Genomic DNA, 26695 nt, shown 5'->3' with positions numbered 1-26695 from the left:
TATCACAAGTTTTGGTACGGGTTTGGCAAGACTTTATTTTGGAGGTTTTGACTTCTAGTTAGAATTCTCTAATAACTAATCAGGTATATCTTCAGCTAAAATCACCATCATCTTATCTCTATCAACTCTGGGAAGTTTGACAAGACGATTGGCTTGTTTCTCAATCACCTGATCAAAAATATTTCTCACTAATCGTCCATTTCCAAATTTATCATCTCGGTGAATGTACAATTCAGAGAATTTGGCTAACAAGTGCTTCCGAGATTCTTTTAATAACTTAAAATCATTTTGTTGGCAAATACCTTCAAATATACTGACTAGTTCTTCTGGTTGATAATCTTCAAAATAGAAATATTTGTTGAACCTTGACTGTAAACCAGGGTTAGTATTTATAAATCTTGACATTTCATTTGAATAACCAGCAACAATAACAACTAATCTATCTCTGTAATCCTCCATTCTTTTTAATAAAGTATCGATGGCTTCTTGTCCAAAATCATTACCAGAACCTTCTGGTGCTAATGCATAAGCTTCATCAATAAATAAAACCCCATCCAGTGCAGATTCCACCAGACGATCAACTTTGATTGCAGTTTGCCCCAAATATCCAGCAACTAATCCAGATCTGTCAGTCTCAACTAAATGACCTTTCGATAATATCCCCAATTCTCGATAAATTTCTCCCATCATCCGAGCAACAGTTGTTTTACCTGTACCAGGAGAACCACAAAATACAGAATGTAATGTCAGTGACATCACATTAAGACCTTTTTTCTGGCGGAGTTGTTGTATTTTTAAAAAGTTAATCAGAGTGTTTACTTCATTTTTTACACCTTGCAAACCAGTCAGATGATTTAATTTTTTTAAAACATTTTCTAATCCTTCTATATTAGGATCGGAACTGTGATCTAAATTCCAATTTGTAGAGCGTTTAAGCTCCCGTTTCATTTGTTGTAATTCTGTTTCAATTTCATCATGCCAATGCATAATACTTGGTATTCCAAATCACATGTTTTCCATAATAACAATATATATATAGTTTGGTGATTGTAAATTTTAATACCAATTTTGTGCGTTAGCGAAGCTTGCCAGAATGGCTAGTTGAACAAACCCGGTTTCTAATGTTCAACTGCCTCACGAACCAATTGAGCTAGTTTTTCAGCACTATCATTCAACACCACAGTTTGAGCATTTTCACCCATTTGTTTTAATAATTCTGGAAATTGTAATAGCTTCAGGACTTCGCTGTTTAATTTCTCCGGTGTTAACTCTGATTGCTGAAACATTAAAGCTGCATCTACAGTTGTAAACACTTTAGCATTGTAGGTTTGGTGGTCTTCAGCGGCGAAGGGATAGGGTATCAAAATTGACGGTACTCCACAGATAGCCAATTCTGTTAAACTACCAGCACCAGAGCGACTAATGGCTAAATTAGCTCTACGTAATAATGCTGCCATGTTATCATAGAATGGCAAACATATATACTGTGGATGTTGGAGAGTATTGGCTTCGGGATCACTTTCACCAGTTAGATGAACAACATAAACCCCGGCATCAAACCAAGTTTTGGCACATTGACGCACTAACTTATTTACAGCAACTGCACCTTGACTACCACCAAATGCGAGAATTAGGGGAACATTAGGAGGTATGGGAAGATCAAGGGTTGATATGACTGAGGGTTCGAGAAACTGCGATCGCACTGGCGTACTAGTGTAGATTGTTTTGGCATTGGGTAAATATTCACAAGCCACATCAAATCCCACAGCAACAGCATCACACCAAGGACCAAAAAACCTGGTTACTTTCCCTGGTAAAGCGTTTGCTTCGTGGAGAATTACTGGCAAACCCAAGGATCTAGCAGCAATGACACTAGGTCCAGCTATATAGCCTCCGGTGGTGAAAACACCGTTAAATTTGCCGTTTTTGAGGATTTTTCTAACTTCCAAAATGGAACCAGCCAATTTTGTCAAAGTCTTAAGCGCCGAAATCCCTAAACCTTTCTGAAATCCTTCCACAGCAATGCTATTCAGCTTATACTGTTTGGGAACTAATTGTGTCTCCAAGCGATTGGGTACACCCAACCATTCGATATCATAATCTGGTAGTTTCTGCGCCAATGCGATCGCAGGAAACAAATGCCCACCAGTTCCACTTGCAGCTATTAATAATTTTGTCGGTGCGTTTGCCATCAACTTCTACCGTATCAGCCCTAGCTTAATTAAGATAAAACAAATTCACTGTTTTCTGTAATTCAATATTCAACGTACCATTAACGTTTAACTTTGTGATATTACTACCTAACCAGCAAAAATCTATGAGAACCAGCCGTAATCTGTTTTTAATCATATCCACTGTTTGTTTAGTATCAACCACAAACAGCGCCCAAGCAATTCCACCACAACAAGCACCCGCAGAACTTAAAAACCTTTTGATTCAAATGGATGCAGCCGCAAGCAAAGGTGATGTGAAAACAGTAATGGGGTTTTATAGTCCTAATTTTACTCACGGGGATGGATTGACTCGCCCAATTATGGAAAAAGCTTTAACATCTTTGTGGAAACGCTACCCAACATTACGCTACACCACACAGTTAGAGTCGTGGCAAAAGCAAGGTAATACAATTATTGCAAATACAGTCACCCAAATTTCTGGTTTACCCTCGGCAAATAACAATAATTTGTCACTTAACGCCACAATTAAGTCACGTCAACAAATTTCTGGAACTAAAATCCTCCGTCAGGATATTTTATCTGAGCGGACACAATTAACTTCAGGGGCGAAACCCCCCAAGCTGGATATTAAATTACCTCAGCAGGTGAAAGCTGGTCAGCAGTATACTTTTGATGCTATCGTCCAAGAGCCTTTAGGTGACGATTATCTTCTTGGTGCTGCATTAGATGAACCCGTTAAACCAGAAAAGTATCTTAGCCCCACTTCCCTTAACCTAGAACTACTTTCGGCTGGTGGATTATTTAAAACTGGACGCGCACCTGCTAAACCCGGTAGTCAGTGGATTTCGGCTGTGATTATGCGTGGAGACGGGATCACAATGGTGACGCAACGGATGGAAATTAAAAAATAAGTAATGAGTAATAAGAGGCTTCCAAATAAAAAATATCCCAAAATTTCTTGTAGGTATCTTGCCCGTTAATCTAATTATGCAGGCAGGATGCCTGCTCCACAAAATTAAAACTTGCATTTTATTTAATATGTATTCCTCAGTATATTTTATAGCAGGGATTTAACAAGACAGGTTTGCGGAGTTATCCCACTTTCTCACTAGCCTTCCCTCAGTGACACAATTTCCGGTAGTATATATAGTCCGCTCTTCCTCATCAGATTGATATGCTTAACCCAAATCTCGATGAAGTTCAATTAACCAAAGACGATTACGAACGTTATTCTCGCCATTTAATATTGCCAGAAGTTGGCTTAGAAGGGCAAAAACGCCTCAAATCTGCCAGCATTCTCTGTATCGGTACAGGTGGACTTGGTTCACCATTGTTACTGTATCTTGCCGCAGCAGGGATTGGACGTATCGGAATTGTTGACTTTGATGTGGTTGATACTTCTAATCTCCAACGTCAGGTGATTCACGGAACTTCCTGGGTTGGTAAACCCAAAATTGAATCTGCAAAAAATCGGATTTTGGAAATTAACCCTTACTGTCAGGTTGATTTGTACGAAACTCGGATTTCATCGGAAAACGCTTTGGATATTATTCGTCCCTATGATGTTGTCATCGATGGTACAGATAACTTCCCCACCAGATATTTAACTAATGATGCCTGTGTATTGTTAAATAAGCCTAATGTCTACGGTTCAATTTTCCGTTTTGAAGGACAGGCTACGGTATTTAACTACGAAGGTGGTCCCAACTATCGTGATTTATACCCAGAACCACCACCACCAGGAATGGTTCCTTCCTGTGCTGAAGGTGGAGTTTTAGGAATTTTGCCGGGAATTATTGGTGTCATTCAAGCCACAGAAGCCGTTAAAATTGTTCTGGGTAGGGGCGAAACCCTCAGCGGACGCTTGTTACTGTATGATGCCCTAAACATGAAATTTAGGGAATTAAAACTGCGTCCAAATCCCATACGTCCAGTAATTGAAAAACTAATTGACTACGAACAATTCTGTGGTATTCCCCAAGCACAAGCCGAGGAGGCAAAACAGCAAATGTCTATCTCTGAAATTACAGTTCAAGAACTGAAACAATTAATGGATAGTGGTGCCAAAGATTTTGTTTTAGTGGATGTTCGCAATCCTCATGAGTATGAAATTGCCAAAATTCAAGGCAGTGTTTTAGTGCCATTACCTGATATTGAAAATGGTAATGGTGTTAGTCGGGTAAAAGAACTCACTAATGGACATCGTTTGGTGGTTCATTGTAAGTCAGGAATGCGTTCAGCCAAAGCTTTAGGTATTCTCAAGGATGCTGGTGTGGAAGGTACCAATGTCAAAGGTGGTATCTTAGCTTGGAGTCAGGAAATAGATTCTTCTGTACCAAGTTATTAGTTTGAATTCTGGGCTATTAGCTAATAGTTAATAGCCCCAATTTTGGATGTCGCTTCCTTCTGAGGTCTAAAGATACCCTCATTTCCCGCATCCCGCGAGGTTTTCCGAAAAATTCTGCTATCTTTTCTATAGTTGAAAACATCCCGCTAAAAACCAATAGGTTTAGCTGCGGGATGTCTTGAACTACATACATCTGGGCAAAGTTTTGGTAAATTTATTCGTCAGGTTCAATCGTGCTGGTTAAACCATGACCTTTTAAGGTTTCACAGTAAAATTCAGCGTGTTCCAAAGCACAGGTGATAACAAGGGCTATCCCGTTGGTGTGTGCTTCCATCATGATGCTAACAGCCTGCGGTTCAGTAAGTTGGGGGATTGTGGTGATCAGAACATGGACTACATGTTCCATCGCGTTAAAACTGTCGTTATGCAACAAAACGCGATACCGAGGTGCAAGCTTTCGGGTTGTTGAAGGCTTTTGAATAGTTTCGACTGACACTTTTTTGCTCTCTTCGCCTGAAATCACTACAACAGAGTATGTTAAACGTTTCTGAGAAATATCGCTTAACGGTTTTGAGCTTATTCTATAACAGGTTCGCTAAAATCGGGAAGTCAAAGCTAAAGGTGAATTCTCAATTCCAAAGTGTGGGTATGTATAAAAGTCGAAATTTTCAACCTGGACAGATTTTATTCTTGGAAAATGGCGACACTCGTTTATATGGAGAATTGATTCAAATTATTCCAGATCGTGGACTTTTTTGGGTGCGTCCGCTGTTTTTAGTAGACTCACAAGCAGAGATTGTGAGTAATTTATGCAATGTATCAGATTTATTATGGTGCGGTGACTTGTTTGAAGCTGCTTTAGATACTGAAGTTATCAACTTTTTTACTCAAGCATCAACAAGTGAGGACAAATTGGAATCGGAACTGATTAATAAAAAAAGTTTTCAAGATTTTGTTCAAAGTTTTTGGCAATCTTCCCAAGCATAGCCTTTCCTAGTTGAGTGAAGTACAACCCTACCCGAAGCGCTTAGGGTGTACACACAAGTGTTGAATTCTCTAGATTTTCTATAATCCCACGAGCGCCAACGGTTGAAACCCACCGCAGTCGCTACAACGGGGGAAACCCCCGCAACGCGCGGCTCGCCGTCTAATAGCTGAAATCATCTACAAGATGACTGAATATTTTTGGTTTTTAGTCCATTGAAATAGACTTGTGCTGTGAGACTGGGATTTTCAACAAGAGACGGAGTGAGGGATTTACAGCAGATCCTAATTAATTTTGTCCTAATTTTCTGGCTTCTAGCAAATAACGAAAAATGTATTCAGCAACTTCGATATAGTTTCGGGTAGCTTCAATTGATTTCCCCCAAACTGTGACACCATGATCACGAATTAGCAAAGCTGGGATTTGGGTTGGTTTATAATGAAAACGCGATCGCATATCCTCAGCAATCTGCGGTACTTGGTGATGATTGCTAAAAATCGGCATCACACACTCAGGATTTTCATCCCACATTCCTAAACCTTTTAGCATTTCAATCGCTGGTAAGGGTAATTCATCCCCTGTGACGAAGCGAGAAACTAAGTTTGCTTCTACAGAATGAACATGAAAGCAAGCTTGAGCATCCGGAAAACAACTGTATACCGCTTGGTGAATCGATGTTTCGGCAGATGGTTTAGCGCTGGGTGTTGGTTGATACACATCTGCGTTCGGGAAGATTCTGACAAAACCATCTGGAGTTAGCTTACCTTTAGATTGTCCGCTAGCTGTAATCCAGAAGCTGCCATCAGCAACTTTAGCGGATAAATTTCCCCCGGTTCCCCACATCCAACCTTGACTATGGAAGTAAGCAGCAGCGTCAATTAATTCTTGACGCGGGTCAGATTTTGTGATTTTTTGTAAGTCAGTCATGGAACTCAAGAAATTTTGAACTTAATAGATTGCGTATTTCCCAAAAGTCCTGCCAATCAATATATGGCTTTTGCCGTTGGTGGAGATATACTTTTAAGCGATCGCGTGCGAACACCAAAGGGACATTTAGTGCCATATTCAAATCTGTAACTGAATCCCCGATGGCAATTGCCTGCTGTGTCTGATACAAAGACATCACTTTGACTTTATCAACTAACTCCGTCTCCCCTTCATAGTTAGATATCACTCGCAGGTGGGAACCAGTTGTATCAACATCAATAGCATGGATAGCTGTAACTTTTTTAATTAGTTCTTTTCCCAATACCGTCTCCACCATCACCCTTAAACCACCGGAAATAACCACAAATTGGATATTTTGAGACTCCAGAAAATCTAAAAACTCTGAAAATCCTCCCCTCATTGCTTGCGACTGGGCAAATTCAAGAATTTCTGGTAATTTGGATGAAGGGATGGATTCTAAAATTCGCCGCACACCCTCACGCAAAGTAATTTTAAGTTCGTACATTTGGGGAATTAACTCAGCAGCTAATTCCGGGGAAAACTGCCTCAGAACAGCAACAAAGGTTTCTTGAGCGGTTATTGTCCCGTCAAAATCGCAGAAAACAATGGGTTTCACAGTTAAATATTCATATCAAATTTGAAATGCGGAGACCTGATACATCACGCCTCACTATAACTCTGTTGACAATGTAGTAACATTATGCAATTGGCTATTTGAAGAAGGCAGTGGGTAGTAGTAGTCTGTCAATTTTATTTTGACGGTTACGTACACATCCACAATCCGGTAGAGACGTAACACTGCTAGGTTTCTACAACCTTCATTTTTATCTTGACAGACTAGTACGGATATTAAACTCCCTACTATTGATCAAAAGACAGGAGTTTTCTACACCCCTACTTCTTGACGAGTCCGAATCTGAGTTTCGGTATATTCTGGAACCCAACCGCTAGTTCCACAGAAATACCTTACAGCTTTCACACAACGCGCAGGTGTGAGATAAAACCAATGTTCAGTCCCCGCCGGGACATTAATATACTCTTGGGGTTGTACCGTCAACTCAACTTGACTACCATCAGGACGAACAAAACCGAAAATTCCCTCACCAGCGACAATGTAGCGCACCTCATCATCTGCGTGGGTATGAACCTTGTCAAATTTTTGCAGCATTGTGTCGAGATTAGGAACTTCGGGATATAGAACAATTAAATCCCGCGAAGTATAGCCACCACTTTCTTGGAGTTGTGCGAAATAGTGATCCAATCCTTGAAGAACAGTTTCCTTCTCTGAATCAGTTAAGCGATCGCGCTTTAGTAATTCTTGCAGATTTTCGTCCTCTCCCACCGACCAGTAATTAAGTTGAATTCCCAGCGGTGCCAATTCTTCAACAATTTCTGCTATTTCTGTAGAAACACTACCATCTTCCCGTTTTAAAATAGCCATGGTTGCCTCCTGTGATATCAGCCACCTTAATAATTTAGCAAATTTTTTCACGCAAAATAACTGGAGAACTAATTTTGCGATCCAGATCTCACTAATAAATCGTCACACGGTAAATTTGGTAATTCTAACAATAAAGTTGCATACTCCTGACTCGATAAACGGGTAATCCATGGAATGATTGCTACTAATTGAGAATCAACCTCACCAAAACGAACCAAGAATAAGTTTTGTGACATGCTCCACACACTCACCTGACTCGTGAGTGTGGGCTTTTCAGCGACTCTTCTATGATTTTCCAAGGCGATCGCTAGTTCTAAATGGAGCGGAGGAAATAGCGCGATCGCGTAATGACTGGGAACGAGTATGGCGTTATTTCTTTAGAACCGAAGCAAAATCACGTAGAATAACCGGGAGTTTGGAAGACCTGTGGCTTTAGCCCAGGGAGGAAAAACGACACGGGCAGTTTTAACTGCCGTCAATATTTTCTTCTATTATCTTATCAACAAACTCCCTTAGCCGTTCTTGCCAGTCAGGAACGGTTTTTAATTTGTCCTTTATACCGGGTAACACCTTGAAACAAACAGGGTCTTTATCAAAAGGTTGTGTACTAGTAAATCCTAATTTATTTTTTTTCTGGAATGGCATTCTTATTTACTGTAAATGTTGATATACTAACTATAGTACTAAAATAAATTAGCAATGAACTACGGATGCCAACAAATTTTAATTAGTCCTGACAAGAATACAAAAGCTTTGTTGGAATATGTTTGTACCGAAGCGAATAACTTGATTAACTGCGGAGTTTACTACAGTCGTCAATATTATTTCAAAACAGGTAAATTTCCTAGTAAAGTCGATTTACATAAACAGATAGGGACTATTCAAAAGAATAAGCACTATCAAGCTTTGTATTCAGATACGGCACAACAAATATTGACTGGCGTGGCGGAATCTTTTAAGTCTTATGTCGGATTGGTTAAAGGTATTAAAAAGGGTACTGTTACCCAAAAACCGAGACTACCAAATTACAGAACATCTGGAGGTTTAGTCTTAGCTACATTTACCGGACGTTCCCTTAAGTTGAAAGATGGATTGATTAGATTCCCATTGGGTAGTCTGGTAAAAACTTGGTTTGGGGTTGATGGTTTTTATCTTCCAATACCTACCAATCTAGATTTTAAATCCATCCGAGAGGTTAGGATTTTACCAAGAAACAGATGTTTTTATGCGGAATTTGTTTATCAATCTCCCAATGTTGTTGTCAATCTTGATAAAACAAAAGTGTTAGGCATCGACCACGGGTTAAATAATTGGTTAACTTGTGTCTCTAACGTTGGTACAAGTTTTATTGTTGATGGTTTGCATCTTAAAAGCTTAAACCAGTGGTATAACAAATCTGTAGCCAAAATCAAAGAGAACAAACCTCAAGGTTTTTGGTCTAACAAGCTTGCAGCATTGACAGAGAAGCGTAATAGACAAATGCGTGATGCTGTTAACAAAGCAGCAAGAATCGTAATCAACCACTGCCTTGACAACAAAATCGGCTCGATAGTCTTTGGATGGAACCAAGGGCAAAAAGATGGTGCAAATATGGGAAAAAAGAACAATCAAAAATTTGTTCAAATCCCTACCGCAAAACTAAAAAACCGCATTGAACAGTTGTGTGAACAATACGGAATAGAATTCATTGAAACCGAAGAAAGTTATACCTCCAAGACATCATTTTTAGATAATGATGTTCTACCTAAGTTCGGTGCAAAACCCGAAGGGTGGAAAAGTAGCGGAGTTAGAACCAATCGTGGTCTATTCAAGACAGGAACCGGAATCAAGATAAATGCCGATTGTAACGGCGCTGCAAACATTATTCGCAAAGTAGCCACAATGACTAAGTTTGACTTAGTTGGAGTGTGTAGAGGTTGTTTAAGTCAGCCTAAGAAAGTTCGTTTATGGACTCTTCAGAAATCCCCGCGTCTTCAGACCGGGGAAGCTTAATTACTGAATTGCATGTATACTAATCATAGTTTTATTTACCTAATCCTGAAAAAACCTGTTGTGTGAGAAAAAGTAAAGAGTGTAAATAATTAATTTTATAGAAACACAAATTATGATTGGTAGATTATTAGACCAGCGCTATCAGGTTGTAGAAGTATTAGGTAGAGGCGGATTTGGGCATACTTATATAGGTCAAGATACACGTCGTCCTGGTAATCCTACTTGTGTGGTGAAACAACTAAAACCCGCAACCGACGATCCAGAATTTTTACATACAGCCAGACGCTTGTTTAATAGCGAAGCAGAAACTCTGGAAAAACTAGGCAAACATGACCAAATACCCCAATTGCTAGCATACTTTGAGCAAGAAGGAGAATTTTTTCTAGTACAGGAATTTATTCCCGGACATCCACTTTCAGAAGAACTGATACCAGGAATGCAGTGGAGTGCTGAACAAGTAACACACATGCTTTGGGAAGTCTTATCTATCCTAGAATTTATCCACAATAACGGAGTTATCCATCGTGATATCAAACCAGATAATATCATCCGTCGTAAGTCTGACAATAAGTTAGTTTTGGTGGACTTTGGTGCTGTCAAACAAGTGAAGATGCATTCACTGATGACTCAAGAATTACAGCAAAATCCTACAGTAGCTATTGGTACTCCAGGATACATGCCAAGCGAACAAGGACAAGGTAGACCCAGACCCAGCAGCGATATTTACGCCCTGGGTATAATTGGAGTCCAAGCTTTAACAGGTTTACATCCCACCCAGTTACCAGAAGATCCAGAAACCGGGGAGCTAATTTGGCAGAATTATGCCCAAAGTAACAAACAACTGATCGCTAATATTACGAAAATGGTACGTCACTATTTTAAATATCGTTATCAGTCAGCAACCGAAGCACTACAAGCATTGGCTTCCTCAAGTTCCTATACATCCCAACCCTTAGTTGCTATTTTCCAGCAAAAGGGCAACCAATGTATCCAAAAAGTTTATCAAAATACCCTCCTGGCACTGCGATCGCTACAAAAACTCGCAAAGCCAGCCTACATTCCCCCAACTAATCCCAATACACTAGAATCTAGACCTACAGCCACCTTAGCAAGAAATGTAGCATCTCCTCCAACCCATCAGCAACAATCAACTCACAACCTGCAATTGTACTCAAATTCCCTGAGCAAATTTCCCTACAAATTACCATTATTAATTGGATCAGGATTGATATTACTGTTAATTGTAGGCAATTCAATTTCCGGAAATAACAAATCACAACAAACCCCGATTTCTAACGCTCAAAATCAAACTCAAACAGTTCCTACTAATAAACCCGAACAAGCAAAAACCGAAGAAAAAAATAATTGTTTTGTTGTCACCAGTTCATCCAATTTACGCTCTACATCTGGACGCAGAAGAACTGGAGAAGTGATAAAAGCCGGAACTAAAGTGACAATTACTGGTAAAGAAGAAGGTGGTTGGTTGGAAATTAGCGCTCCCCAAGAGGGTTGGATTTGGAAAAGTCGGACTAAAAAGACTTGTAATTAGGTCTTGCTGTTGATTGTAGTTAAGCTGGGATAAACTAGGGATTGGCAGCAGTACCGAATATTAATCCAACCATGCGATCGCTTGCCGACTAGAACGCTAAATCAACCCTTTCATCTAGAATGCGATCGCCGAAGGATTCAGCTTCGCTCATCCCCACATTAACGTTATTGCCAAAAGTGCGTAGGCGTAGCCCGTCGTAGACATCGCCTAGCTTCTTGCACTTAAGGAGTCTTGGGAAAGAGAATTTATATTCGAGCTATTTCTTCTACCAGTAATCACCATATTTATCGGAGATGCTGGTGCAGTAACTAAACCACGTCTCTTTGGTTGAACTTCAATATTATCTACTAAGTTTAGTGAATATGTGGACAGTATTTTCACAAGTACAACCTTCATTTCAAATAAAGCAAAAGCTGCACCAATACAGCGTCTCACACCACCACCAAATGGGAGGAATTCATAGGGAGAGAATTGCTTTTCTAAAAAACGTTCGGGGCGAAATTGTTTAGGTTCTGGATATAAATCTTGACGTTGATGGGTTAAATAAACACTCCCATATAATAAAGTACCTGGTTGCAAATCATATCCAGAAATTTGTAATGGCTTTTCAACTCTGCGGATAAAAGTTTGCATTGCCACTGGGTAAATTCGTAGAGTTTCACAGCAAACCGCATTGAGATAGGGTAATTTATTTATGGCATTAATATCAGAATTATCCGATGAATTCTCATATAAACTATCAATTTCTGCTAGCAATTTTTCTCGAACTGCTGGTAATTTATGAATCCAGTATAAAGCCCAAGCTAAAGCAGTAGCAGTGGTTTCCTGACCTGCAATCAATAAAGTTAATAATTCATCCCGCAATTCTTGATCGCTCATCGATTCACCAGCTTCATCTCTAGCAGACATCATCAAACTCAAAATATCGCTTTTCGATGTATCTGCTTGTTTCCTCCGCTGTTTAATTTCTGAATAAAGTAAATTATCTATCTCTTGTTGTAATTTTATATGCTTATTCCAAGGACTCCAGCTTCCCCAATCTCTTTGTAAAAACCTCAAATAAAGCATAGCTGCACCACCAGGAGAACTGATGTTATTTAGCATCTCATTCAGCAGATTTTCCATCTGCTTTGCACTTTCACCTTCATAAAATCCAAATACTAGCTTGACGATTGTCCGCAAACTAATGGCTTGAGTAATATCTCGTGTAGAAAAGGATTTATCTGTTTCCAAAGTGCCCATTACTCCTTCAGTAATATCACGTATAGTTCCAGCATAGCTACGCATCCTGTCACCATGAAACGCAGGTGTCAGTAGTTGACGTTGACGCTGATGTTCTGTAGAGCTTATGGAAATCAGAGAAGATGGTCCAAATATTGAACCAAATGTAGAGTTTTTATAACCAGGTGCGCTAAAATTTCCGGAGGAATCACCTGTTAATATCTGCTGTAGGGCGACAGGATTGCTAACAATTACTACTGGAGTTAATTGGGGACTAACAGACAGCGTAAAAATATCTCCGTAGTTTTTAGTACATTCTTCTAGTAGGGATAAAGGGGATACAAACCAACGTAATATCTGAACAAAAGTAGGGATTTTTACAGGATTTGGTAGTGCCATTTTTTTAATTTGTAATAAACTGTTGCAATTATTTCTTGATCAAATTATTAACTTTGTAAGTTAAATAAGTACCTCACCCACCCTATCATGTATCCTACCCTTACCGAACTACGGTGTACACACAAGTATCGAATTCCCTAGATTTTCTATAATTCCACGCCTGCTTCAGTCTGCGTACTATTTCTTGGTTGCACAAGGCAAGTTTGACAAGTTAATTTCAACTTAAAACTTATGATGCTGAAGTTGGAAATCTAGGTTGATGAAAATTATTATCTGGCGTTAAAGCTATGGGAATAAGTAGGTGAGTGGGAAAATTATCGTTGTGATCAGGGAGTAGTGAATAGTGAGTAGTGAGTAGCGGTAAGACTTTGAGGTAAATTTACATTTTGTTATATAGTTCTGTTTATTTCTACCCACCTACTTACCAAAATCTCTAAAGATAACTAAAAGTGGAAATAAGCGATCGCACTTTAGCCGCAGAGTCCAAATTTAGGGCTTCAAAGGCAATAGCTTCGGCTTCGGGGACTGTAAGATGGGAAATTGCGGATTTGAAGTTGGGGATTGCTTGGGGGTTGAGGCTAACATCATCTAAGCCTAATCCCAGGAGAATGGGTGCTGCGAAAGGATCAGAAGCGAGTTCCCCACACATGCCAATTTTGATTCCCGCTGCATGTCCAGCTTTGATGGTTTGTTGCACCATGCGTAAAACTGCGGGGTGGAAAGCGTCGGCTAAATCTGCCACTTGGGGATTTGTGCGATCGCACGCCATGACATACTGGCTTAAGTCGTTGGTACCAATACTAAAGAAGTCTACTTTGGGAGCTAATTGATCGGCAATTACCACAGCCGAAGGGACTTCAATCATAATCCCAATATCGATTTTTTCATCAAAGGGTATTTTTGCCTGTCGCAGTTCGGTTTGAACTTCTCTAAAAATCAACTTTGCCGCTTGTAATTCTGTGACAGTGGAAATCATCGGGAACATGATTTTGAATTTGCCGCTGGTACTTGCCCGCAAAATTGCCCGTAATTGGATTTTAAATAGTTCGTCACGAGATAAACAAAAACGAATTCCTCGCCAACCTAAAAATGGGTTATTTTCTTGGGGTAAATTTAAATATGGTAGGGGTTTATCGCCACCAATATCGAGGGTGCGGATGATGACTGGTTGGTTCGGAAAAATTTGTGCGATCGCATGATACACCTCATACTGTTCTGATTCGCTGGGGGGTGCCATCCGATCCAAAAACAGGAATTCTGTTCTGAGTAAACCCACTCCCTCAGCCCCTAATCCTAAAGCTATTTGGGCATCCGCAACACCACCGATATTTGCTAATACTTCAATTTGCCGCCCATCTAAGCTAATTGCCAATTGGTGGACATTGATAGTAGCTTGATGCTGGGACGATTGCCAAGCCTCCCTTTTTGTGGTAAGGGAAGCAATAATTTCGGCATCTGGTTCAATCCACACATTCCCTGTTTCCCCATCCAATGCCACCATGGTTCCATCTGCCACTTGCAGCAAACTTTCGGGAACTCCCACGACAGCCGGAATACCCAACGAGCGGGCGATAATTGCGGTGTGGGATGTGGGGCTACCACTGGTGGTACAAATTCCTAAAACGTTTGCAGGGTCGAGTTTCGCGGTATCTGACGGGGTTAAATCGGTTGCAATTAAAATTACAGGTTCTGTAAAGCTCAAACTTGTGGCGGCAATTCCCGCCAATAATCGGAGTACCCGCTGACCAACATCCATCACATCGGCTGCACGCGCCCTCAGATACATATCTTCCTGGGTACGATACTGATTTGCTAATTCATCAACAACAGCTTGCCAAGCGGCTACGGCGTTGAGATGTTCAACAAATATATGTTGCTGAAGGGCTTCTAATACTAAAGGATCTTCTAAAAATAACAGGTGAGCATCGAAAATTGCCGCCTCATTATCACCAATTTGGGTGGATGTTTCCGACAATAAAATTTCAATTTCTTGATGTGCTGCTTGAATTGTATTTTGTAGTCTTTGCCACTCATTTTCTGAATTCTCTACATGATATTGCTGAAGAGGAGCCGTTGGTAATTGGTAACGAGGTAAAGGAGTATTAATGTAGAGAACGCTAGGCGCGATCGCAACTCCTGGTGAAGCCGATATTCCTCGTAAATCTGAAGTTACCGAGGAGCGATAGGGGCGTGTATCTCCATCTCCTGGCTGCCAAATTGCGGTTTCATCCTCACCAAAGTGACTTTCTACTAGTTCCTTCATTGCTGCTAAAGCAGCTTCGGCATCTGTACCACTGGCTGTAATTGCCAATTCGTGACCATGGCGAACCCCCAACATCGTCACTTGGTTGATGCTGTTTGCCCGGACAAATACAGTGGAGCGGGTAATATTTTTTACTTTAACTTGCGATTCAAATTTAGCCGCAGTTGCCACAAATTTAGCTGCGGGACGGGCATGTAGACCCAGTTTATTACTGACTCGCAAGCGTATTTCTAGAACTGGAGCATCGTCAACTGGAGGAAGTTGATTTTTGTCAGCAATTAATAAAGAACTGCTGACAACTCCTAATTGGGAACCCTTAGCCGCCAAAGCAGCACGCGCTTCGGCGATAACTTGGGAAAGATCGTTACCAGCAGCCGCTGAAATTGTGGCAGCGATCGCGCCTTCCACCAAAGGGGCTTCACATAAATAAACATTGTGGCGTTTTTCTTCGGGTAATAATTCCAGTGCCATTTCCGCACTCATCAAAGCACTACCCAAATCCATCAACACCAAAACTCCCCCATCGCCATATACTGACTCAATGGCAGCTTGAACCTGGAGCACATCAGTTCCAAGTTGATGATCATCAACATCATCAATTCCAGCCGCAATTGCCAAGGAAATATAATCGGGAACCATTTGCAGTGCCAGTTCCCGCACACCTTCTGCCAGTAGACGACTGTGAGAAACGATCACAATTCCAACCACAGGAACACCATCAACTTGATTGCCAGTTTTCGCCTATGCAGTTACTCTAACTCAATCTTGGGCATCTCAGATCGTTAACGCAATCAAACAGAACAGAGGTTTAGGTAACATAATTTTTGCCTAGGTAATAACTATACCCGTACCCAAACAGTCAAAAGTCTCAGATTTGCGGTGATTTTTAATTAAACGTTAGTTTAGATGAACCTCCCTCCATAGCTTGCTACTTTAAGAGGATATTTGAAAAGTATTTTTAGTAACATCAAAGCCTCATAAACCTAACCCCCAACCCCTTCCTACAAGGGAAGGGGAGTAAGAATCAAAGCCCCTCTCCCTGTGGGGGAGAGAAATGGAAGTGGGGTTTTTTAAATACATCGAACTTATGTTAATTCAGATTCCTAATTTAAAAAACTCTCATATTCATCGTGATTACCAATCCAAATCCAATAATAATCATCACCACTTTTTAAGGCTAATGCTCGATACCCACCACTAATACGAGCAGACCAAAGATTTTTACCAACCTTTTTGAAATGTAGAGACGGGTGAAGTGAGTTTTCCTGCCAAAGTTGATAAGCTTTCTGCGCTTGCTCTTTAATTTCAGGTGATAATTCAGCATACGCTTTCCAAAAATCAGCCGTCGCAAAGGACTTCATTCAAATCCCTCACATTGTGTACAGCAATATCCGCTTCTGCTTGAGCAATTAGACGATCTAACTTTCCTGATGCTAAGTCAGTTTCGATTTGTTGATCCCACATTTCATCCAGATATTCTTGCAGCCACTTTGCCAGATTGCGAACTTCACTCTCTGGTAATTGCTTGATAGCCGATTCAACTTCTAGCCTAGTGTTCATAAGATATTTCACATCTCAAGGGCATTTTTATATTATCGCTAATTTGATATATGGCTTTATTTATTTGAGTGTTTTGGGAATTTAAAAGTAGGGTGCCAAGGAAAAGCTTTGAGGTTTTAAACACCTAAATCCATTAACTGTTCTGACATTTCAAAATTAGCGGTGACATTTTGCACATCATCCAAAGTTTCCAAAGTGTCGATTAGCTTAAAAAGCGATCGCGCTTGCTCTGAATCGACTATTTCGACATAATTACTAGGTAGCCATCTCCATTCGGCATCGCTGACGGTAAAGCCTGCTGTTTTCAATGTTTGGCTCAAATTTTCCAAATTGCTAATATCTGTAAAAACCTCAGAAACACCAGCATCCACCATTTCATAAGTTTCCGCACCACCCTCTAAGGATGCTTCTAGCAGCTTGTCTTCGTCTTTAACACCCGTAACTACACACACGGCTTTTTGTTCAAACATCCAACTGACACAGCCAGTTTCCCCCAAGTTTCCACCATTCTTACTAAAAGCTACCCGTAAATCTGCCGCTGTACGGTTGCGGTTGTCGGTAAAAGCCTCAACGATAATCGCCACACCACCACAACCATAACCTTCATAACGGATCGACTCAAAAATGCTACCGTCATTAAAGGTTCCTGCTCCTTTAGCGATCGCGCGTTCGATATTATCATTGGGAATACCCGCTGCTTTGGCTTTTTCGATTGCTGTTCGCAATTGAAAGTTACCACTCGGATCAGGAATCCCATTACGTACTGCTACAATTATCGCCCGTGAAAGCTGCGTGAAAGTTTTACCCTTTTTGGCATCAACCACTGCCTTCTGACGTTTAATAGTTGCCCATTTACTATGTCCTGACATAACTTAAACTATTGATGAGACTGCTAATTATAGGGGTTCTTAGCTGAGTTAAATACAGTTTAGTCTAATTTAAGTAAATCGAAAACTTAAAATCAATCACCATTTTCCGAATATTACCTTCGGTATCGGTGATGAGTTCTTGTGCAAACAGGTATTTATCAGTTTGCATTGAGATTTTAGCTATTGCGCTGCCCTTGGCAACCACTTTGTGGTATCGCATTCTCAATTTAGCCTAAATTCCGAGAGAGAGTGCGTAGATGCAAAGCAGCTTGTCTTTGACATCGCAAAGACAAAGCATATCGTGTCTACATATTCTCTAATACTAATTATGCTGTTGCAAACTCAGTATATTTTCTCACTTCTGGAGGCTGAAAAGCCAGCACAATATCACTAGTGGGAACACCTAACTGCATTAACTCGGTTGCCATTCCCTCCTCTGTCCAATCTTCCTCAATATAAACTTTCTCATTTTTTATACGAACATATACAGAAATACCTTTAACTCTTTTTCCTTGTTTCCAACCAATATTAAACCAAAGGTAGTGACTTCTTTCATCATCAAACATTAATACTTCATCAACATCAAGCACAGGAACTTGTGCTGATATCCTTTGATATTCAGTTAAAACTTGCTTTATTATATTTTGATAATTAGTTAACTTGTCCATTGTATAATCTCCTCTTTATCCAAATCAACTATTATTAGTGAGACTTGATATTTTACTAAAATGAATTGAATGGCAACTTTTTGGAAAAAATCATCATAAATTTTTTGAATTATCGCCAAATATAATTCCTGTTCGGGATGTTCAACAGAGAGAAAAGCTTTATAAATTAGATACTGACCTAATGCAGTTTCAAAATCACGCATTGGTGAACGACTTAGAAAACTTTTCACTTCAACAACAATTTGTTTTTCTTGTTTATTGGCAGCGATGGTTTTCTCTCCAGCCATATCAGCAAACAATTTGATTTCTTCATATTTAATTGGATAAGGATCGGCTGTAATTATCCATCCATCTTTAATTAAAGCATTTTTAACTGCGTCATGGTAGATATCTTTTGCTGGCATTATTCTATTTGTAATCACAGTAAGGTGGATGGTATCCACCTTCTGCAAATTATACTACTTTAAGCTGACTTCCAAAATCTTTGCTTCTTCTTCCTTACTAATCACCCTACCTTCATCCTCAAATCCTGATATTTGATTAAAGTTCAAATACCGATATAAATCATCAGCAAAAGGCTGAATTTTCTCCCCAACAATATCAAGATATTCCTGCACGGTGGGAATTCTACCTAACAGCGCACATACTGCTGCTAACTCTGCCGAACCAAGGTAAACTTGGGCATCTTTACCCATGCGATTATTGAAGTTTCTTGTAGAGGTTGAAAACACCGTTGTTCCATCTTCAACACGCGCTTGATTCCCCATACATAAACTACATCCTGGCATTTCTGTGCGAGCATTTGCAGCGACAAAAATGTCGTAAATTCCTTCTTTCTTCAACTGGGTTTCATCCATCCGAGTTGGGGGTGCTATCCACAATCTGGCGTTTACTTTTCCTGCACCTTCTAATACCTTCGCTGTTGCGCGATAATGTCCAATATTCGTCATGCAGGAACCAACAAATACTTCCTGTACGGGGTCATTGGCAACTTCTGATAGTAACTTGATATTATCAGGGTCGTTGGGTGCAGCAACAATGGGTTCTTTGATTTCGTTCAAATCAATTTCGATTATTTCCGCATATTCCGCATCTGCATCTGCCTCCATTAATACTGGATTTGCTAACCATTCCTCCATCTTATTTACACGACGCATAATGGTTCTAGCATCTCCATAACCCCTTGCAACCATATTTTTCAACAGTGCAACGTTGGAACGGATGTATTCAGAAACAGTTTCGCTACTGAGTTTAATTGTACAGCCAGCACAGGAACGCTCGGCGGAAGCATCGGTAAGTTCAAATGCTTGTTCGACTTTCAAATCTGGTAAACCTTCAATTTCCAAGATTTTGCCAGCGAAGATATTTTTCTTGTTCTGTTTCTCGACTGTTAGTAAACCTTTTTGAATTGCTACGTAAGGGATAGCATTAACGACATCTCGCAGGGTGACACCGGGTTGCAATTCCCCTTTAAAGCGTACTAATACAGATTCTGGCATATCTAACGGCATTACCCCCAAAGCTGCGGCAAATGCCACTAAACCGGAACCTGCGGGAAAGGAAATACCCAAGGGAAACCGGGTATGGGAGTCTCCACCAGTACCTACGGTGTCCGGTAGTAGCATCCTATTTAACCATGAGTGGATGATACCATCACCAGGACGCAGCGCCACACCACCCCGTTGAGCAATAAAATCGGGAAGTTCAGCATGGGTTTTGATGTCCACTGGTTTGGGGTATGCTGCGGTATGACAGAAGCTTTGCATCACCAAGTCTGCGGAGAAACCCAAACATGCGAGTTCTTTGAGTTCATCGCGGGTCATTGGTCCTGTGGTATCTTGGGAACCAACGGTAGTCATAATGGGTTCGCAGGATGTACCGGGACGAACACCAGGTAAACCGGAGGCTTTACCAACCATTTTTTGAGCTAGGGTGTAGCCTTTTCCGGTATCTTCAGGAGATTGGGGACGAGTAAATAATGTACTTGGTTCTAACCCTAATGCTGCACGGGTTTTATCGGTGAGGGTACGTCCAATTAATAAAGGGATGCGTCCCCCAGCGCGAACTTCATCTAAAATGGTGTCGGGTTTGAGTTGAAATGTAGAAATAATTTCGCCGTTTTCGTTGGTAATTTGACCTTTGTAGGGATAAATCGTAATTACCATCCCCGTTTCCAACTTGCTGATATCACACTCAATCGGTAAAGCACCAGAGTCTTCAGCAGTGTTGAAAAAGATGGGCGCGATCGCACTCCCAATTATATACCCGCCACCTCGTTTATTTGGCACAAATGGAATATCATTTCCCGTATGCCACAACACAGAATTTATGGCAGATTTTCTTGAGGAACCCGTACCCACCACATCTCCTACATAGGCAACGGGAAAGCCTTTTTTCTTCAATTCTTTAATTGTTTCTAAACTTCCTGGTTGCCGACTTTCCAGCATTGCCAAAGCGTGCATCGGAATATCGGGACGTGTGGTAGCATGTTGTGCGGGAGACAAGTCGTCGGTGTTGGTTTCCCCAGGGACTTTAAAAACGGTGACATTGACAAATTCTGGCAGCTGGGGACGAGAGGTAAACCATTCTGCCTCTGCCCAAGAATCTATCACACGCTTGGCAAACGGGTTAGTTTGAGATAACTCCAAAACATCGTGATAAGCATCATACACCAACAAAATTTTGCTCAGTGCTGCCGCTGCATAAGCTGCGATAGGTTCTTTTCCCTGTCCCCCCATCACCAAAGGTGTTTCTGAGGAATCAGAAACCGATACAGTGGGAACTTGCAGCAAATCAATTAAAGATTGCACATTGTAACCCCCCAGCATTGTCCCCAGCAATTCCACAGCTTCAATGGGGGAAACCAAAGGACTAGTAATTTCTTCTTTGGCAATCCCAGTTAGGAAACCAGCTTTAACGTATGCCGCCGGATCAACACCAGGTGGTACTCTATCTTTTAATAAATGTAACAGCGTCTCTTCTTCACCCACTGGCGGACTTTTCAGTAATTCACACAAATCAGATGTTTGTTTTGCATCCAAAGGTAGCGGGGGAATTCCCAAAGCTCCACGCTCATCAACGTTTTTGCGGTATGATTCCAACATTTTATTCTCCAAATATCAATCCAAAAATACCTGTGTTGATAGTTACCCAAAGCCGCAAAGTATAAGCCTTGATTTGCTAGCAGTTTCCTAGTTAAAAAGGAATAAGGGATTTTCTTCAACACAGTGCCTACCTAAAATTCATTTTTTTGTCTAGCAAGGGCTTATAATTACCACTGTATAGCCACTTTCTCTAACATTGAAGCCGCTTTCATCCAAATTCTTCATCGGCTTCAAAAATACAGTTAAAAGCTGGCTTGTCAGTTGAAATCACTCGATTTGTTCGTCGCATCAGCATAATTTTTAATATGACTCAAACTTATACCATTGAACTTACTCATCAAGGTCAAAATTTAACAATTCAAGTTCCTGAGACTGAGACTATTTTATCAGTTGCAGAACAAGCAGGTTTGGAGTTACCCGCATCCTGTCATGCTGGTGTTTGTACAACTTGTGCAGCAAAAATTACTAATGGCGGTACAGTAGATCAAAGTGAAGGTATGGGTGTGAGTCCAGATTTACAAAAGGATGGTTATGTACTGCTTTGTATTGCCTATCCCCGTTCGGATTTAAAGATCATAACTGATCAGGAAGAAGTAGTTTATCAAAAGCAATTTGGTAAATAGTTTTGAAGATGTAAGAATATAGCATTTCAGATGATAAATCTGGTGTTTTCAAGCTCAATAAATCAAATCAACTAGGACAAAAACCATGACGACACATTTTATTTCCGCAGAAATTGAGTTACAATCAACTCCCACAGAATTACAACAAGCAATTGAAACTGAATTGAAAAAACAGGGGGAACCTTTACGTTGGGCTGTAACTGAGGTGGATGTAGAAAAGCAAAAAGCTAAAGTTGAAGCAGTTATTACAAAAGTTGAAGCTGTGTAATCTTTTTTAATTAATTTTTTTAATCGTAGGGTGTGTTATGTCGAAGGCTAACGCACCAAATCACAGGCAATAGTGCGTTACGGATTTTATCCTAACGCACCCTACGGTACTCATTATTCTGAGTAAGTCACAATTACCTCTACATCAAAGCAAAAGATCTTATTCGTTAGTGATTTGCAGAGTTGAATTCTGTTGTCATCAATTCCGTCACCTCCAAAAAGATAGATTCTAGGAGATAGTTCGTCACGATTATCTAAATAGTACCAGTAGGCGAATATTTGTCCAACAGCGTGTTTCCAATTTTTAATATCTTTGACTTCAATTACTTCTGTATCAGTTATTAAGTCTATAGGAATTCGGTTTGAATTTTGTTGGCGTAGCCTGTGCTTTGCACTTACAAAATTAGGTATTGTAGGGTTTGTTAGAACGGAGTTCGTAACGCACCAAATCCTTATAAATGTTGCGCTGTCGCTTTTCTTGGATGCCGCAAGGCTATACACACCCTACGTATCTTTTCAAAAATCAAATAGTAATCCTATATTAATTGTTCATTGTTCCTTGGAATGGCTAATAATAAAATCGCAATAACCATTCAAGCCTCGATTTAGATCGACAGTGAAATCACTTCCTGAAAACAAGCTGATTTGATAATTGGCTTTGCGCCTCAATTCTAGTAATATTGGCACAATAATCATCTCTGAACGCGCTTTTTCTGTATTGATAGCTAATGCTAGTTCGGTGGTTTCTTCTAAGGTATTGATAAATTCTTCGCTTGTCTCCAAAGACTGGATACTAGTAAACAAATTAGCTATTTCATCGACTTGAATATTGAAACTTTTCTTAAATTTAGTTAACGTAAATTCACTGTATGCCATATTTTTACTCGTTTCTACTGTGGCAAAGTCACACATTAATGTTAATCTGACTTAATTGTTCGCAAAATTAGATTATTGAAAAGTCCTGTGCGTCCATATACCGCTATTCTAATCATCCCTACAGGCATTGGTGCATCGATTGGTGGTTATGCAGGGGATGCGTTGCCTGTTGCTAAAACTATTGCCCAAGTGGTGGATAGACTTATTACCCACCCCAATGTGATGAATGGGGCTATACTGTATTGGAATATACCAAATAGCTTTTATGTGGAAGGGTATGGACTGGATAAATTTGCGGCTGGAGAATGGGGTTTGCGTCCGGTTTATCAAAATAGAGTAGGTTTGATTTTAGACCAGGGAATTGAACCTGATTTAAGGTTACGAAATATCCAAGCGGCTGATGCTGCTAGGGCAACTCTGGGGCTATCATTAACAGATTATGTAATTACAGATGCTCCTTTGAATGTAGAAATACGTACTGCTGATTCTGGTGCGAGTTGGGGAACTATTGGCAATCCTGATAGTTTGTTGAGGGCAGCAGATGTATTAATTAATGAAGTTGGTGCAAATGCTGTAGCAGTTGTTGCTCGGTTCCCGGATGAAGTGGATGGAGAAGCTGATTATAATTACCGTTTAGGAAAGGGTGTAGATCCCATTGCTGGGGCAGAAGCGGTAATTAGTCATCTAATTGTACGTAAATTTCAAGTTCCTTGTGCCCATGCACCAGCGTTTTTACCACCAGATTTAGAGCCAAATCTCTCTCCACGTTCGGCAGCGGAAGAATTGGGTTATACTTTTTTACCAAGTGTACTTGTTGGTTTAAGTCGCGCTCCTCAATTTATAGTAAAAAGAGAAATTGCTGGGGCTTTAGCAGGTGATATTTGGGTGAATCAAGTTGATGCAGTCATAGTTCCGGCAAATGCTTGTGGAGGAAGTGCGTTAATGAGTTTAAGTCAACAGCAATGCTTAGTTGTGTCGGTGGCGGAAAATCAGACTCAGATGAGAGTCATATCTGAGACTATAGGTATAAAATCAATACAGGTAAATTCTTACCTTGAAGCTGTAGGTGTATTGGCAGCACATCAGGCAGGTGTTGATCCGTTTAGTCTTTGTTCTCAACTTATAAATTCAAAATCACTTCACCATTACCCCTAAATCGTCGTGACACAACAGCAAAATGATTCAGAAATGCCATACATGACGCGTACTCAGGTACTGATAGCAATGGGAGTAACCGCAATTGTGTTGTGGATTGCTGCTAAAGCTTGCCTGGGTTTTGCGAATGTATCATTAATGGCATGGCAATGGCAGGAAGAGCAATTTTTGTTAGGAATTGCCTTAGGTTTAGCAATTACAATTGTGAGTGGGTTGGTATATAGATTTTATCCCCCTTACCGTCGCAGTGCAGATTATTATTTAGAGATTGTGATTAAACCTTTGGCAATTCCAGATTTAATTTGGTTGGGTTTGCTGCCTGGTTTAAGTGAAGAGTTATTATTTAGAGGTGTTTTGATTCCAGCTTTGGGTTTAAACCATGTTGCTGTGTTGATCTCAAGCTTGTGTTTTGGTATTTTGCACTTGAGTAGTCCTCAGCAGTGGACTTATGTTATTTGGGCTACGATTGTGGGGTTAATTTTTGGATACAGTGCTTTATTGAGCGGGAACTTGCTAGTACCAATCGTAGCCCATATTGTGACGAATTTAGTTTCTAGTTATTTGTGGAAAATTAAACATTTGTAAGGTGTAATTTGTTGTATGGGGAAGCCAGTTCTAGAAGGTGAATACCTTCGTCAAAATTCACTACCATAAAAACTGTCAAAAATCATCTAATTCCTCAAAAATAAGGCTTTTCAGCCGATGGCAGAACTTGCAAACTACAACTTCTGCTGTCTGAATTAAAATAGACAAAGTTTAGTTTCAGCTAAATAAACACCAAGGGTTTATCTTTAAAAGGAGCGAATGCTTCAGGGTCAAATTGGTATAAACTAGCTGGACGACCTGCACCACGAGAAACTTTGATTCCGGTATCAGATAAAAATCCTAATTTGAGTAAGCGTGCACGAAAGTTGGAGTAGTCGGAGAAGTGTTCACCTAAAATGGTGGTGTAAAGTTGATATAAATCATTTAAAGTAAACATATCTGGCAGTACATCAAAAGCCACTGGACTGTACTCTAGTTTATTTTTTAACCGACAATTCCCGTATGCCATAATTTCGTTGTGATCAAATGCTAATTGTGGAACTTCTTTTACAGGATACCAAGCCACTGTTGTGACTCCATCGGTAATTAACTTGGCATCTTCAAACCTCACCAAAGCAAAGTAACTTACTGATAAATATCTGACTCCGTAACTATCAGTTGCTTCCCTGGGGTCACGATTGGGTCCTCCGAAGGTGTAGAGCTGTTCTAGGTAGAGATTTTTGACCTTAATTTTTTCCGCCATAATTCTATATGCAGCATCTTCCAAAGATTCACCTTGACGAACCAAAGTGCCTGGTAAACTCCAGAAATTTAAAAAGGGTTCTTGCTGCCGCATAATTAAAAGTACCATTAAGCGGTTTTGGGCTGTGTCAACCGAGAAAATGACATTATCAACGCCAACTTTGAAATCTGCTAATGTTTGTTGATTTGACATCTCGGATTCGCGTGATATTAACAAAGTTTGGGAGTTTAATTTCCCAGCAATTAACGACGGTAGCGCGTTTTGTGTCAGTGTGTGGTAGTTCACAGCTGTGTCTCGGTTCAGCAGTGAGGATAAGTCAGAAAAATTAGAAAAATTTTTAACAAGTGTGAATTCTTTCTTTGCTGCTTTCGTCTTGGCATTTGTATAAATGCTGTTGTTGAATATAATTAGCTACGGAAGGAATTAGAGCTTGGAGATCACCATGTTCGCGGTAAGCTGTAGATGAAACATCTAAACCGATCAAACTAGCGATCGCTATTTTAGCTCCCAGGTGTTTTACTCCTGATAAACTAGCCTCATCAATAATATATCCAGGACGCGGTACCACCAAAAGTTCTACTTGTTGTAATAAGTCTTGACTACGATACCACCTTGGCAACTGCTGCAACAAGTCAGAACCGACTACCAAGGTGTAACTAACCTGGTTTCCCCAGCGTTGTTTTGCCCTATCCAGGGTTTCTAAGCTTCGTAGACTACTTAAATCCTGTTCCAGGTAAATATTATGACGCGGAAAGCTAATATCTTCAATCACCAATTCCAGCATTGCGACTCGATGTGACAAAGCTGCTTGATGGGATTTGAAAGGGTTTTCAGCAGCCCAGGCTGCCACCAAATCAAAATGGCATGACAACCATTCTAATATGATTTGATGTCCTGCTGTTGGTGGATCGGCACTGGTTCCAAATAAAGCAATTCGCATAAATTCAGGTATCAGGGAACAGTTAG

The 26695-nt window shown here is 40.3% G+C and carries 29 protein-coding genes and 1 pseudogene; 10 read left to right on the top strand and 20 right to left on the bottom strand.

The genetic code is table 11. From position 1 onward, the window contains the following. Window positions 1-75: 75 nt before the first annotated feature. Window positions 76-987, bottom strand: coding sequence for an AAA family ATPase (locus CAL6303_RS24610; RefSeq protein ID WP_015200548.1), 912 nt, complete (start codon window positions 985-987; stop codon window positions 76-78). Between the two features lie 131 nt (window positions 988-1118). Next, on the bottom strand, window positions 1119-2192 hold the full coding sequence (gene murG / locus CAL6303_RS24605; protein WP_015200547.1) for an undecaprenyldiphospho-muramoylpentapeptide beta-N-acetylglucosaminyltransferase: 1074 nt from the start codon (window positions 2190-2192) through the stop codon (window positions 1119-1121). 125 nt (window positions 2193-2317) lie between these two features. Between murG and CAL6303_RS24600 the strand changes: the two genes are divergently transcribed. After that, window positions 2318-3085 carry a hypothetical protein gene (locus tag CAL6303_RS24600; protein WP_015200546.1) on the top strand — a complete coding sequence of 256 codons (768 nt, stop codon included), beginning with the start codon at window positions 2318-2320 and terminating at the stop codon, window positions 3083-3085. A gap of 263 nt (window positions 3086-3348) precedes the next feature. Continuing rightward, window positions 3349-4521, top strand: a complete 1173-nt coding sequence (moeB, locus tag CAL6303_RS24595) for a molybdopterin-synthase adenylyltransferase MoeB (RefSeq protein ID WP_015200545.1) — start codon at window positions 3349-3351, stop codon at window positions 4519-4521. A 214-nt stretch (window positions 4522-4735) separates the two neighbouring features. On the opposite strand, the gene clpS is transcribed toward moeB, so the two are convergent. Next, on the bottom strand, window positions 4736-5017 hold the full coding sequence (gene clpS, locus CAL6303_RS24590; protein ID WP_041740900.1) for an ATP-dependent Clp protease adapter ClpS: 282 nt from the start codon (window positions 5015-5017) through the stop codon (window positions 4736-4738). A gap of 38 nt (window positions 5018-5055) precedes the next feature. Here clpS and CAL6303_RS24585 point away from each other — a divergent pair, with 38 nt between their 5' ends. Continuing rightward, a complete protein-coding gene (locus CAL6303_RS24585; RefSeq protein WP_015200543.1) occupies window positions 5056-5508 on the top strand; it encodes a hypothetical protein in 453 nt (150 codons plus the stop codon). Between the two features lie 286 nt (window positions 5509-5794). Here CAL6303_RS24585 and mtnB read toward each other — a convergent pair whose 3' ends face one another. From mtnB to CAL6303_RS30505, 4 genes are all read right to left on the bottom strand, one after another. After that, the gene (gene mtnB, locus CAL6303_RS24580) at window positions 5795-6433 is read right to left on the bottom strand and encodes a methylthioribulose 1-phosphate dehydratase (protein ID WP_015200542.1); all 639 of its coding nucleotides are present in this window, start codon (window positions 6431-6433) and stop codon (window positions 5795-5797) included. Next, on the bottom strand, window positions 6426-7070 hold the full coding sequence (locus CAL6303_RS24575) for an HAD-IB family phosphatase (protein ID WP_015200541.1): 645 nt from the start codon (window positions 7068-7070) through the stop codon (window positions 6426-6428). Before CAL6303_RS24575 ends, mtnB begins: the two co-directional genes overlap by 8 nt. Window positions 7071-7340: 270 nt before the next feature. Beyond that, a complete protein-coding gene (locus CAL6303_RS24570) occupies window positions 7341-7895 on the bottom strand; it encodes a 1,2-dihydroxy-3-keto-5-methylthiopentene dioxygenase (protein WP_015200540.1) in 555 nt (184 codons plus the stop codon). Between the two features lie 68 nt (window positions 7896-7963). Further along, window positions 7964-8131: a hypothetical protein gene (locus CAL6303_RS30505; RefSeq protein ID WP_158333182.1), complete on the bottom strand. Its 168-nt coding sequence runs from the start codon at window positions 8129-8131 to the stop codon at window positions 7964-7966. Between the two features lie 26 nt (window positions 8132-8157). On the opposite strand from CAL6303_RS30505, the gene CAL6303_RS30500 reads away from it, so the two are divergent. Continuing rightward, window positions 8158-8331 carry a hypothetical protein gene (locus CAL6303_RS30500; protein ID WP_158333180.1) on the top strand — a complete coding sequence of 58 codons (174 nt, stop codon included), beginning with the start codon at window positions 8158-8160 and terminating at the stop codon, window positions 8329-8331. A gap of 29 nt (window positions 8332-8360) precedes the next feature. On the opposite strand, the gene CAL6303_RS24565 is transcribed toward CAL6303_RS30500, so the two are convergent. After that, window positions 8361-8540, bottom strand: a complete 180-nt coding sequence (locus tag CAL6303_RS24565; RefSeq protein WP_015200539.1) for a hypothetical protein — start codon at window positions 8538-8540, stop codon at window positions 8361-8363. Window positions 8541-8594: 54 nt separating this feature from the next. Here CAL6303_RS24565 and CAL6303_RS24560 point away from each other — a divergent pair, with 54 nt between their 5' ends. Both CAL6303_RS24560 and CAL6303_RS24555 read left to right on the top strand, forming a co-directional pair. Next, window positions 8595-9887 carry an RNA-guided endonuclease InsQ/TnpB family protein gene (locus tag CAL6303_RS24560; RefSeq protein ID WP_015200538.1) on the top strand — a complete coding sequence of 431 codons (1293 nt, stop codon included), beginning with the start codon at window positions 8595-8597 and terminating at the stop codon, window positions 9885-9887. Window positions 9888-9999: 112 nt separating this feature from the next. Continuing rightward, window positions 10000-11436 carry a serine/threonine protein kinase gene (locus CAL6303_RS24555; RefSeq protein ID WP_015200537.1) on the top strand — a complete coding sequence of 479 codons (1437 nt, stop codon included), beginning with the start codon at window positions 10000-10002 and terminating at the stop codon, window positions 11434-11436. 207 nt (window positions 11437-11643) lie between these two features. Here CAL6303_RS24555 and CAL6303_RS24550 read toward each other — a convergent pair whose 3' ends face one another. The 9 genes from CAL6303_RS24550 to acnB form a co-directional block, all read right to left on the bottom strand. Beyond that, window positions 11644-13056 (bottom strand): cytochrome P450, encoded by a 1413-nt coding sequence (locus tag CAL6303_RS24550; protein WP_015200536.1) that lies wholly within the window; start codon window positions 13054-13056, stop codon window positions 11644-11646. 433 nt (window positions 13057-13489) lie between these two features. Further along, entirely contained in the window at window positions 13490-16027 is a 2538-nt protein-coding gene (ptsP, locus tag CAL6303_RS24545; RefSeq protein WP_015200535.1) for a phosphoenolpyruvate--protein phosphotransferase, read from the bottom strand. Between the two features lie 395 nt (window positions 16028-16422). After that, on the bottom strand, window positions 16423-16680 hold the full coding sequence (locus tag CAL6303_RS24540; protein WP_015200534.1) for a hypothetical protein: 258 nt from the start codon (window positions 16678-16680) through the stop codon (window positions 16423-16425). Further along, the gene (locus CAL6303_RS24535; protein ID WP_015200533.1) at window positions 16658-16879 is read right to left on the bottom strand and encodes a hypothetical protein; all 222 of its coding nucleotides are present in this window, start codon (window positions 16877-16879) and stop codon (window positions 16658-16660) included. Before CAL6303_RS24535 ends, CAL6303_RS24540 begins: the two co-directional genes overlap by 23 nt. A 116-nt stretch (window positions 16880-16995) precedes the next feature. Continuing rightward, window positions 16996-17748, bottom strand: coding sequence for a YebC/PmpR family DNA-binding transcriptional regulator (locus tag CAL6303_RS24530; protein ID WP_015200532.1), 753 nt, complete (start codon window positions 17746-17748; stop codon window positions 16996-16998). Between the two features lie 64 nt (window positions 17749-17812). After that, entirely contained in the window at window positions 17813-17968 is a 156-nt protein-coding gene (locus CAL6303_RS30495; protein ID WP_015200531.1) for a hypothetical protein, read from the bottom strand. Between the two features lie 106 nt (window positions 17969-18074). Further along, the gene (locus CAL6303_RS24525; RefSeq protein WP_015200530.1) at window positions 18075-18416 is read right to left on the bottom strand and encodes a XisI protein; all 342 of its coding nucleotides are present in this window, start codon (window positions 18414-18416) and stop codon (window positions 18075-18077) included. Next, window positions 18404-18820: a XisH family protein gene (locus tag CAL6303_RS24520; protein WP_015200529.1), complete on the bottom strand. Its 417-nt coding sequence runs from the start codon at window positions 18818-18820 to the stop codon at window positions 18404-18406. The genes CAL6303_RS24525 and CAL6303_RS24520 overlap by 13 nt, the downstream gene beginning before the upstream one ends. A 54-nt stretch (window positions 18821-18874) precedes the next feature. After that, window positions 18875-21520 (bottom strand): bifunctional aconitate hydratase 2/2-methylisocitrate dehydratase, encoded by a 2646-nt coding sequence (gene acnB, locus CAL6303_RS24515; RefSeq protein WP_015200528.1) that lies wholly within the window; start codon window positions 21518-21520, stop codon window positions 18875-18877. A gap of 305 nt (window positions 21521-21825) precedes the next feature. Here acnB and CAL6303_RS24510 point away from each other — a divergent pair, with 305 nt between their 5' ends. Beyond that, entirely contained in the window at window positions 21826-22143 is a 318-nt protein-coding gene (locus tag CAL6303_RS24510) for a 2Fe-2S iron-sulfur cluster-binding protein (RefSeq protein ID WP_015200527.1), read from the top strand. A gap of 85 nt (window positions 22144-22228) precedes the next feature. Then, window positions 22229-22411 carry a hypothetical protein gene (locus CAL6303_RS24505; protein ID WP_015200526.1) on the top strand — a complete coding sequence of 61 codons (183 nt, stop codon included), beginning with the start codon at window positions 22229-22231 and terminating at the stop codon, window positions 22409-22411. Window positions 22412-22962: 551 nt separating this feature from the next. Here the strand turns inward: CAL6303_RS24505 and CAL6303_RS24495 are convergent. Then, window positions 22963-23286 (bottom strand): annotated as a pseudogene (locus CAL6303_RS24495) (hypothetical protein); the annotation flags it as partial. A gap of 87 nt (window positions 23287-23373) precedes the next feature. Here CAL6303_RS24495 and CAL6303_RS24490 point away from each other — a divergent pair. Both CAL6303_RS24490 and CAL6303_RS24485 read left to right on the top strand, forming a co-directional pair. Continuing rightward, a complete protein-coding gene (locus CAL6303_RS24490; protein WP_015200523.1) occupies window positions 23374-24441 on the top strand; it encodes a DUF3326 domain-containing protein in 1068 nt (355 codons plus the stop codon). A gap of 6 nt (window positions 24442-24447) precedes the next feature. After that, the gene (locus tag CAL6303_RS24485; protein ID WP_015200522.1) at window positions 24448-25026 is read left to right on the top strand and encodes a CPBP family intramembrane glutamic endopeptidase; all 579 of its coding nucleotides are present in this window, start codon (window positions 24448-24450) and stop codon (window positions 25024-25026) included. Between the two features lie 181 nt (window positions 25027-25207). On the opposite strand, the gene CAL6303_RS24480 is transcribed toward CAL6303_RS24485, so the two are convergent. Further along, the gene (locus CAL6303_RS24480; protein WP_041739947.1) at window positions 25208-25921 is read right to left on the bottom strand and encodes an NUDIX hydrolase; all 714 of its coding nucleotides are present in this window, start codon (window positions 25919-25921) and stop codon (window positions 25208-25210) included. Between the two features lie 145 nt (window positions 25922-26066). Further along, window positions 26067-26669 (bottom strand): nicotinate-nucleotide adenylyltransferase, encoded by a 603-nt coding sequence (locus CAL6303_RS24475; RefSeq protein WP_015200520.1) that lies wholly within the window; start codon window positions 26667-26669, stop codon window positions 26067-26069. Between the last annotated feature and the right edge of the window lie 26 nt (window positions 26670-26695).

Source organism: Calothrix sp. PCC 6303 (assembly GCF_000317435.1).
Taxonomy (GTDB): Bacteria; Cyanobacteriota; Cyanobacteriia; order Cyanobacteriales; family Nostocaceae; genus PCC-6303.
This window is presented reverse-complemented; position numbering and strand designations above follow the sequence as displayed.